Here is a 9727-nt window from a genome sequence, read left to right on the forward strand (position 1 = left end):
AAGGCCGGGCCCGTCAGGATTCAGTTGCCGTAGGGGTCGAAGTCGAAGTACTTCTTGGCAATGCTGCTATAGCTGCCATCGCTGCGTATGGTCTTGATGGCTGCATCGATCTGCCCCTTCAAGTCCTTCTGCCCCTTGCGCATGCCTATGCCTATGCCGTCGCCGTAGTACTTGGTGTCGTAAAGGTCCGGGCCCACGTAGCCGTAGTCCTTGCCCTCGGGCTTGCGCAGAAAGCCGCCATGCACCTCAACCTTGTCGGCCACGGTGCCGTCCAGCCGCCCCGACTTGATGTCCAGATAAACCTGATCCTGGGCCTCATAGGGCACGATGTTCGCGCCTGCGGGCTTGAGCTCGCCCAGAGCCCATTTCTCCTGCGTGCTCCCCTTGAGCACACCGATATTCTTGTCTTTGAGCGAAGCCGGTCCCGTGTAAGGGGTGCTTTTCTTGACGACCAAGATGCTGGGCGTCTTGTAATAGCGGTCGGAGAAATCGATGACGCGCTTGCGCTCCTCGGTAATCGATAGCGAGCTAACAATGACGTCGTATTTACGCGCCTGAAGGCCTGGAATCATGCTGTCCCAGACCTGCTCCACAAAAACGCATTTGCGCTTGAGCTGGGCGCAGACTGCATTGGCGATATCCACGTCGAAACCGGCGGGCTGGCCGTCCGGAGTCTTGTAGGTGAAAGGCTCGTAGGTCGGGTCTATGGCGACCCTCAGATCCGCGGCCTGCGCCACCGAGGCACAGACTCCAAGCAATGCAAGACTCCAGAACTTTCTCACCATGCCAGTTCTCCTTGTGTGTGCTTTGACACCTTCCGACGCTTGCACGATGCATGCCAGAATGCGGCTCATTCTAGGGGCTTGAACTGGATACGAACTGGGTTTTGTACGGCTACTCCTACAAGCCCACATGTGCTTGAAGCTGCCCTCGCTCTTCGCTGCACATAGACCTTTTCAGGGGAGAAACCACGCCTCCGCGAAAATCTCGAAGTGCCTCGCACATCTTCTTGAGGTAACGATTTCAGACAATAAAACAGGCAGTGTGCATTGCGCCGGGACTCACACCAAGGCGCAGCCGATTTGCGCAAGCAACGCCCTTCGGCTTCTTGCCTGCGACTTTCTGCCGATAGGGCTCAGCATGCGCCGCCCTGCTTCTTTTCAAAAGTGGCCATCACCTCTCCGCGCCCAGGTGTGATCCACCTGGTGCGGTATGTAATGGCGTGGATGATGGGGTTGTGTTTTTCGGCGGGCATCCGCACCGCCACGCACACCCTCCAGGCACAAGAAACAGGCAAGAAAAAAGGCCATCTTCATAGAGAAAATGGCCTTTTTTGCTCAAGATGCGCGACTCAGTGTGAGCCGGCATTTTTCTTCTGTGGTGCGCGGGGGGCGCACCAAATAAACATAAATATCAATCACTTACAAAAACATGAGTGATATATGAGTTATTGAACTGCGCACTAGTGTCCTGAGTTAGAAATTCATTGAATTTATTGTCTGTCGATTGATCAATCGTGTAATGTGGCAACACGACGAGGTGATCATGAGAGGCAGACCCAAAGCGCAACTCGTGCTGAGCAACGCAGAGCGCGAGCAACTCACGGCATTGACCCTGCGGCGCAAGACCGCGCAGGCGCAGGCACTGCGTGCGCGCATCGTGCTGGGCTGTGCCGCTGTGCTTGCGCCTTGATTTGATGGTCATAGATTTCTCCAGATTCGGCCTGCTGTCAGGCCATTTTTACGGGAAGAAATTTCGCTTAGCCAACTGTTCAAAAAACCGGGGCCACTTTTCCATGCAAAGCGGATAACGATTTTTATCTATTTTTTCATCCAAAATACGACACCTATCCAAGTATCAATAAGATAAATTAAGATAATTGAATATTTGCATAAATATATTTCACGCTTCGAAGAATTTTATTATAAACACGGAGAATTTAAATTATTTTATAAAGAGAGCTAATTCCACCTCGCTAAACGAAGTGTGGATATATGCATCACATTCCGATTGTGAAATGATTTTTAAAGAGATATGAAGTATAGAAAAAGATATTTAATTATTTTTGCTTTCGTGATTTGGATGATTGCCGCCATTTGTGCTATGTATTTACCTCTAAACATGGCGCATCAAATTAATGAATACAATCCAATTCCTTTTGTTTGGAAGAAAATTAGCGGATGGCGTGGATTTGTAAAATCTGATTTCGAAGAAATATCGTCCATTTATTATTCTATAATATGGTTTGATTTTCCAATATTTTTCATATTAATTTGGAGTTGGTTGAAAAGAAATTTGGCTATTGAAGCTGGTGGATTGCTTGCAAAGAAAAAATTAAATATTTTGGATAAGATAATTATCATTTTTTATATACCTTTATTTTCATTGATTATTTATGGGGTAATTATAGGAAATGAAGGGCAAGGCTTGAGATATTTTGATTTAGGAAAATCGAAATTTGACTTGGCATTTTTTGGGATAATAGCTCCTTTGGCTGCAGCAATTGGCTCTGCATTTATATTTTTTGGTATTTTTAGAATATTCAACCTAGAAGATAAACATGAGTAATTCCAGTCCATCTTCAAATTATATTATTTCCGCTATTTCAGACCTATGGGCCTAAATTAGCTCTAATGTATCTCTTGCATCTATTTACTTGAATGAATCTTCTGCCATATTAGATCGGGCAATTCAAGAGAAAAATGCTGTACGAACGGGATGGCGGCCTCAAATCTGAAGTGCAACACCCTTCAGAATTGAGGCCACTTTGATAGCCAGAACATGCGAACAGCTCACCGAAGCAGAGCGCCACGCAATAGCTCTGGGCCTGCAGCAAAAGCAAAGCATCCGAGCCATCGCCAGAGCACTGGAGCGCAGTCCAAGCACCATCAGCCCGCAGCGCCCCCATCAAGCACACAACCGAGCTACCCCTGATGAGGCGTACTTTGCAGCTTTGCCGTTTGCACAAATGCAGGCGGCATAACCCCGAGGATCTCGCTTAGCAACTGGGTTGAGTTGTTCAAAGGAGTGGGACCACTTCTCTATGAAGTTTTTTGAAAACCGCACGAAACCGCTCAAAAAAAGGCCCTAACCCACACGTGGAACTTCTATTTTTCCGTCCACATGAGCTATAGGCACAGCGATTTGGAGGCGATAGGCTGCTCTCGGCCATGAACAGCCGGTGACATTTAGGCAAAGCGGACGCTCAACGTGGAGCTAACCGGCCGCCGGGGCGCGTAGCGCGGAGGGAACCTGAAAGCGTAGCTTGCAGGCGGTCCGTGTTGAGCGCAGGGTTAGATTTCACTGGCTGAGGATTGCGGCGGATGCAAGGACTTGAATTTGTGCGCTCTCTGATGGAGCAGTAGTGAGGGTGAACAACATTTTTTTCGTAGTGTTTGGAACCGACCACTCGTAGGCGATGGTTTGAGTTTGCCCATTCGCTGCGGTCTGCGCTTGTTCGTTCCTTATTTGCCTTGCCACTAGCGGAGATGGGGCGTTTGCGACCAGACCGGTGAACTGCTTCTTTGCTGCTTCGGTATTTGCCCGGCGGACATGTACTGCACAGAGATTCTTTCCACTTGGGAGAGCAAGCACAAAGGTTCCGAATTTGTCCGGAACCGGCCAAGCCTCCCCAGGGGCGCCTGCGAGAAAAATTGCAGCCTTTTCCGGAGGAAGCTTTGGCATAGGCTTAAGCTTTTCGCGAAGCCCATCAAGGCTCGACAAATTCTTCAAGCAAAGTGATGCGTAAATATTGGCGAATGAATTTGCTTGGTCTTCACCTTCACCGGCGTGGCAAACACCTGATGTCAAGGAAAGCGCAAGTAGCGTAGCGATAAGCTTGAGCATGAGAGAACCTTGTGAAATCTAACGTTCGACGTAAGCGGACCCCGGAGGCTGGCGTAGCCAGCCGGAGTGGGTCCGCTTGATAGAGGGGTTAGGGCGCATTTTGCTCGTGCTCAGGTGAGAGCGCCCATGGTGCGTAGCGCTGAACGTGTAGCTTCTTACTGCCGATGGCCTTCTTGCACACCTCGAGCGTGCGCGCTAGGTCCAAGTGCATGGCTAGACGCAGCTGGTCTTTGAATTGCTCCGAGAACTGACCGCTTGAGAGGCGGCCAGTGATGCACTCAAAGAGTTGTGTACGGTGAGTTCTGCCAAGCGAGCAATGCTTCAGGCGCCGACTAATCATTGCCCGTGCGCGGCCATGCCAGAGGCCCTGCGTATCTGCAAGCATGAACTGGACAGCGCGCTCGATGATGAGCGGCTCTGGCACAAGAAGCCCATCGGCGAGCTCGTGCAACTCGCGCTTCGTAAGGGTGGCGAACTCAGCGTGTGGACGGACAAGAAACAGGCAAGAAAAAAGGCCATCTTCATAGAGAAAATGGCCTTTTTTGCTCAAAATGCGCGACTCAGTGTGAGCCGGCATTTTTCTTCCGTGGTGCGCGGGGGGGGACTCGAACCCCCACACCATTGCTGGCGTCAGGACCTAAACCTGGTGCGTCTACCAATTTCGCCACCCGCGCTGGTTCTTGGGGGTCGAGGCTGGCCTCGACCCTGGTCAGGGCGCTGATTCTAGCCGCAATTGCGCGGCCCGAATCCAAACACCGGCTCCTGCCCTTCAATCCCCTGCGGATTGGGGTTCGCGGCGCACGCGAAACACGGCTGCGTACATCGCCGGCAGGGCCAGCAGCGTGAGCACCGTGGCCACGATCAGCCCGCCCATGATAGCCACGGCCATGGGGCCCCAGAACACGCTGCGCGACAGCGGCACCATGGCCAGCACTGCGGCTGCGGCCGTGAGCACGATGGGGCGCAGGCGGCGCACGGCGGCCTCGATGATGGAGTCCCAGGCCGGCAGGCCGCGCGCGCGGTCGGACTCGATCTGGTCGATCAGGATCACCGAGTTGCGCTGGATCATGCCCATCAAGGCCACCACGCCCAGCAGCGCGACGAAGCCGAAGGGCCTGTCCAGCAGCAGCAGGGCTGCTGCCACGCCGGGGATGCCCAAGGGGCCGGTGATGAAGACCAGCAGCGAGCGGCTCACGCTGCGCAGTTGCAGCATGAGCAGGGTGAAGCTGATGAACAGCATGATGGGCACGCCCGCGACGATGGCCCCCGAGCCCTTGGAGCTTTCCTCCACGGCGCCCGCGACCTCGATGCGGTAGGCCGCATCGCCTGCGGCATGCCAGCCGGACTCCAGCGCACGCAAGCCCGGCAGCAAGGCCTGGGTCAGCGTGGCGCCCTGCAGGCCTTCGCGCACATCGCCCTGCACGGTGATGGCGAACTCGCGCTTGTCGCGCCACATCACGCCCGGCTCCCAGGCCATGACGGGCTTGGCGATCTGGGTCAGCGGAATCGAGCGGCCCGAGGCCGTGGGCAGGTAGGCGTTGGCCAGATCGGTGATGGCGTCGCGCTCGGACAGCGGCGGGCGCAGCACGATGTCCATGAGCTTGTCGCCCTCGCGGTACTGGCCCACGGTGGCGCCGCTGAGCATGGTGCGCGCGGCCTGGGCGATAGCCTGGCTGCTCACGCCCAGGGCGCGGGCCTTGTCCTGGTCCACCTCCAGGCGCACGGTCTTCACGGATTCGTTCCAGTTGTCGTTCACGCCGCGCATGTCGGCATGGGCCATCATGGCCTGCTTGACCTCATCTGCATGCACGCGCAGGCGCTGGGGATCGGGGCCAGAGACACGGAACTGCACGGGATAGGGCACGGGCGGCCCGTTGGGCAAAAGCTTGACGCGCGCACGCGCCTCGGGAAACTCCTGGGCCAGCAGCGCCGGCAGGCTTTTGCGCAGGCGCTCACGCGCCGCCAGGTCCTGGGCCACGATGATGAACTGCGAGACGTTGCTCTGCGGAAAGATCTGATCCAGCGGCAGGTAAAAGCGCGGCACGCCCGACCCCAGCCATTCGCTGACCGTGCTCACGCCCTCGATTTGCTGCAGGCGCTGCTCCACGCGGATGCTCACGGCCTCGTTGGCCGACAGGGCCGTGCCTTCGGGGAACCACAGATCGACCAGCACTTCGGTGCGGCTCGAATCCGGGAAGAACTGCTGCTGCACGCGCGCCATGCCCGCCAGGCCCAGCACGAAGACCGCCACCGTGATCGCAATCGTGATCCAGCGGTGCGTGACGCACCAGTTCACGGCCTGCCGGAAGCGGTTGTAGAACGGGCTGTCAAAGACTTCGTTGTCGGCCGAGGAGACGCTCAGCCCGCTTTCCTCCAGCGGCACTTCGCCCGAGGCCACCTCGGGCGGCAGCTGGGCTGCGTGCGGCGGGCGCTTGAGCAGCAGCAGGCCCAGATAGGGCACGAAGTACACCGAGACCACCCAGCTGATGACCAGGGCGATGACCGTGACCGCGAAGATCGCGAACGTGTATTCGCCCGTCATGGACTGGGCCATGCCGATCGGCAGAAAGCCCGCCGCCGTGATCAGCGTGCCCGTGAGCATGGGCTTGGCCGTGATCTCATAGGCAAAGGTCGCGGCGCGGTATTTCTCGTAGCCCTCCTCCATTTTGCGCACCATCATCTCCACGGCGATGATGGCGTCGTCCACGAGCAGGCCCAGAGCAATGATCAGCGAGCCCAGGGAGACCTTGTGCAAGCCTATGTTCCAGTACCACATGGCCAGAAAGGTCGCGGCCAGCACCAGCGGAATGGTGATGGCCACGACCAGCCCCGGGCGCGGGTCTATGTACCAGCGCCGGTACCAGGGCCCTGACGGAGTGCCATGGCGCTTGTGCAGGCCCAGGCTGATGAAGCTCACGGCCAGCACCACGACCACGGCCTCGATCAGCACCTTGACGAATTCGTTCACCGAATCCGAGACCGAGCGCGGCTGGTCCTGCATGTTCGCCAGCTCCACGCCCAGCGGCAGGCCGCGCTCTATCTCTTCGGCGGCCTCGCGCAGCGCACGGCCCATGCGGATGATGTCCCCGCCCTTGGTCATGGCCACACCCAGCGCAATCGCCTCGCGGCCCTGGTGGCGCACCTTGACATTGGCCGGATCGGCATAGCCACGGCGGATCTCGGCAATATCGCCCAGACGCAACTGCTGGCCCGAAGCCCCGCGTATGGGCATGGCGCGCAGGTCTTCGACGGCCTCGAACTGGCCGGCCACGCGCACCTGCAAATCCTCATCCGGCGTGCGCACCTGGCCTGCGCCTTCGACCGCGTTTTGCTGTCCCAGTTGGGCCAGCACCTGGTTCATGTCCAGGCCCAGCTGGGACAGGCGGCGCTGGGACAACTCGATGTAGAGCTTCTCGTCCTGCACGCCGAACAGCTCGACCTTGGCCACATCGGAGACGCGCAGCAGGCGCTGGCGCACGTCGTCGGCCATGGTCTTGAGTTCGGCATAGCTGAAGCCGTCGGCCTGCAGCGCATAGATCACGCCATAGACATCGCCGAACTCGTCGTTGAAGAACGGCCCCTGCACGCCCTGGGGCAGGGTGTAGCGCATGTCACCTATCTTCTTGCGCACCGTATACCAGAGCTGGGGCACCTCGCCGGGGCGGGAGTTGTCCTTGACCTGGAAGATGATCAGCGACTCGCCGGGCTTCGAATAACTGCTGATCTTGTCCGCATACGGCACCTCCTGCAGCGTGCGCTCCAGCTTGTCCGTGACCTGCTCGGCCACCTGCTGGGCCGTGGCACCCGGCCAGTAGCTGCGCACCACCATGGCGCGGAAGGTGAAGGGCGGGTCCTCATCCTGGCCCAGCTGGAAATACGAGGCAAAGCCCAGCACCAGCAGCACGGCCATGAAGTAGCGCGTCAGGGCCACATGGTCCAGGGCCCAGCGCGAAAGATTGAAATGCCCGCCGCTCGCAGCAGGTCTTGGGGGCTTGGGCGCGCTCATGGGGCAGCCTTTTCGACGGCTGCTTCCTTTTCAGGAGCTGGCTGCGCTTGTCCCTGCTGGGCTGCAGGGGTATTTTTCTGATACTTGTCCTGGTAGATGCCGACTTTTTGCCCGGGGTTGAGCACATGCACGCCCGTGGCCACGACCTGCATGCCGGGCTCCAGGCCCGAGAGCACCACCACCTCGTTGCCGTCGGCCGGCCCCAGCTCCACGGGCTGCAGCCTGACGCTGGAGCTGGCCGCATCGAACAGCCATACGGCCGTGCCCTGGCCCTCGCCCCCATGCTGGCGCAAGGCGCTCAGCGGCAGCTTGATCAGGGCCGGCGCGCTCTGGCCGTCCACGGGCCGGGCGCGCACCGTGGCGCCCAGCGCAGGCGCCCCCTGCTCGGGCAGGGCCACCTTGACCTGGTAGGTGCGCGTGACCGGATCGGCGCTGGCCGCGATCTCGCGCACCCGGCCCATGACGGGCTCGGCCTCGGCCGCCCAGAAGCTCACGTTCACGTCCTGGCCCAGGCTCAGGCTCGCGCGCCGGTCCTCGGGCACGGCAAACACCGCATCGCGCGGACCGTCCTTGGCCAGGCGCACCACGGGCGTACCCGCCCCGACCACCTGGCCGGGCTCGGCATCGATGCCCGTGACCACGCCGGCCGCATCGGCCAGCAATTGCGCATACGAGGCCTGATTGCTTTGCGCGGCCAGCTGGGCCTGGGCCTGGTCCAGGCTCGCCTGGGCGGACTTGAGCGCGGCCTCGCGGCGTTCGAGCTCGGCCCCGCTGATGAAGTTCTCGCTCTTGAGCGCCGCATAGCGGCGCACATCGGCGGCGGCCAGATCGCGCTGGGTCGTGGCCGCCGCCACCTGGGCGCGCGCGGCATCGGTGCTCAGGCCCAGATCGCGCGCATCCAGACGCGCCAGCACCTGGCCGGCCTCGACATGCTGGCCCGGCTCCACGCTGCGGCTCACGATCTTGCCGCCCACGCGAAAGCCCAGGCGCGACTCCACCCTGGCCCGGACCTCGCCCGCATACTCCAGCCGCGCCCCCTGGGTGCCTGGCGCCACGGTCAGCAGCTTGACTGCGCGCAGCGGCTCGGGCACAGCCTCGGTCCTGGAGCAGGCCTGGAGCAGCAGCGCAGCCGCACAGACCGATGCCAGGGCCCAGCAGCGCGGCAGGGCTGTCATGCCCGGAAAAGAGGGAGACGGGGGAGAAGAAGGCATAAGAGAAGATTGAAAGGCAGGGAGATGGCTGCGGCGCCAGGATCGGCCAAGGCTAGCCGAAATGGCGGCCCCGGATGAGCGCGGGTAGCAATCTAGGAGAAGGGCTATTGCGCGTCAAGCCGGGCCTTGCTGTCCGCGCAGCCTGGTTAGAGCGTGTTTACGATCTCCTCGCGGCGCGCCAGTGTCTTTGCGGGATGGGATACGAGGCGCGACACCGCAGCAATAGCCGTGCTATTGCGAGGATTCGCAACGCTGTAGACCACCCGCAAAGGCACTGGCCCCAAGGGTTGGAGCGAAATCGGGCGATTTCTTCGGAGGGTGTACAGAATTTTGTGTAAACGGACAATCCATCGCAGGCGATAGCCTGCTTGTCCGCAAACACAATGACAACCAAGAAGCACGAAGTACCGCAAGAACTGTTGACCAGCCTGCTGGCCGATTACAAGAAGCCTGAAGACCTGATTGGCGAGAACGGCTTACTCAAGCAACTGACCAAACTGCTGGTGGAGAAGGCTCTGCAAGCAGAGCTGACCGAGCACCTGGGTCACGAGCGCCATGACGCCGTGGCCAACGCCAGCGGCAACACCCGCAACGGCACGAGCAAGAAGACTCTGAAGGGCGAGTTCGGCGAACTGTCCATCGAGGTGCCACGCGATCGCCACGG

The 9727-nt window shown here is 59.2% G+C and carries 8 protein-coding genes, 1 tRNA gene and 2 pseudogenes; 5 read left to right on the forward strand and 6 right to left on the reverse strand.

Translation table 11 applies throughout. The features are described 5' to 3' along the window. Positions 1-20: 20 nt before the first annotated feature. Entirely contained in the window at positions 21-785 is a 765-nt protein-coding gene (locus tag G486_RS0113140) for a transporter substrate-binding domain-containing protein (protein WP_034387600.1), read from the reverse strand. A gap of 297 nt (positions 786-1082) precedes the next feature. Here G486_RS0113140 and G486_RS24305 point away from each other — a divergent pair, with 297 nt between their 5' ends. The 4 genes and pseudogenes from G486_RS24305 to G486_RS23595 all read left to right on the forward strand — a co-directional run. Further along, positions 1083-1439: a hypothetical protein gene (locus tag G486_RS24305; RefSeq protein WP_169728594.1), complete on the forward strand. Its 357-nt coding sequence runs from the start codon at positions 1083-1085 to the stop codon at positions 1437-1439. Positions 1440-1545: 106 nt separating this feature from the next. Beyond that, positions 1546-1674 (forward strand): annotated as a pseudogene (locus G486_RS24310) (IS630 family transposase); the annotation flags it as partial. A 360-nt stretch (positions 1675-2034) separates the two neighbouring features. After that, complete coding sequence (locus G486_RS24025; RefSeq protein WP_156920024.1) at positions 2035-2568, forward strand: hypothetical protein; 534 nt, start codon at positions 2035-2037, stop codon at positions 2566-2568. A 199-nt stretch (positions 2569-2767) separates the two neighbouring features. Then, positions 2768-2893: pseudogene (locus G486_RS23595) on the forward strand (helix-turn-helix domain-containing protein); the annotation flags it as partial. A gap of 407 nt (positions 2894-3300) precedes the next feature. Here the strand turns inward: G486_RS23595 and G486_RS24030 are convergent. From G486_RS24030 to G486_RS0113165, 5 genes are all read right to left on the reverse strand, one after another. After that, complete coding sequence (locus G486_RS24030) at positions 3301-3846, reverse strand: NMCC_0638 family (lipo)protein (protein ID WP_156920025.1); 546 nt, start codon at positions 3844-3846, stop codon at positions 3301-3303. A gap of 88 nt (positions 3847-3934) precedes the next feature. Next, positions 3935-4396, reverse strand: a complete 462-nt coding sequence (locus tag G486_RS0113150; RefSeq protein ID WP_156920026.1) for a hypothetical protein — start codon at positions 4394-4396, stop codon at positions 3935-3937. A 37-nt stretch (positions 4397-4433) separates the two neighbouring features. Continuing rightward, positions 4434-4520, reverse strand: a tRNA-Leu gene (locus G486_RS0113155). A 95-nt stretch (positions 4521-4615) separates the two neighbouring features. Next, on the reverse strand, positions 4616-7852 hold the full coding sequence (locus G486_RS0113160) for an efflux RND transporter permease subunit (RefSeq protein WP_027015960.1): 3237 nt from the start codon (positions 7850-7852) through the stop codon (positions 4616-4618). After that, positions 7849-9063 (reverse strand): efflux RND transporter periplasmic adaptor subunit, encoded by a 1215-nt coding sequence (locus G486_RS0113165; protein WP_027015961.1) that lies wholly within the window; start codon positions 9061-9063, stop codon positions 7849-7851. Before G486_RS0113165 ends, G486_RS0113160 begins: the two co-directional genes overlap by 4 nt. 383 nt (positions 9064-9446) lie before the next feature. Here G486_RS0113165 and G486_RS0113170 point away from each other — a divergent pair. Beyond that, positions 9447-9727, forward strand: a 281-nt coding sequence (locus tag G486_RS0113170) for a transposase (RefSeq protein ID WP_211233785.1), incomplete at its 3' end; no start/stop codon positions are given.

Source organism: Comamonas composti DSM 21721 (genome assembly GCF_000429845.1).
GTDB classification, from domain to species: Bacteria; Pseudomonadota; Gammaproteobacteria; order Burkholderiales; family Burkholderiaceae_C; genus Comamonas; species Comamonas composti.

Coding starts and splice junctions, on each gene's coding strand:
- G486_RS0113140 (WP_034387600.1), bottom strand. CDS start 785: ATGGTGAGAAAGTTCTGGAGTCTTGCATTGCTTGGAGTCTGTGCCTCG.
- G486_RS24025 (WP_156920024.1), top strand. CDS start 2,035: ATGAAGTATAGAAAAAGATATTTAATTATTTTTGCTTTCGTGATTTGG.
- G486_RS24030 (WP_156920025.1), bottom strand. CDS start 3,846: ATGCTCAAGCTTATCGCTACGCTACTTGCGCTTTCCTTGACATCAGGT.
- G486_RS0113160 (WP_027015960.1), bottom strand. CDS start 7,852: ATGAGCGCGCCCAAGCCCCCAAGACCTGCTGCGAGCGGCGGGCATTTC.
- G486_RS0113165 (WP_027015961.1), bottom strand. CDS start 9,063: ATGCCTTCTTCTCCCCCGTCTCCCTCTTTTCCGGGCATGACAGCCCTG.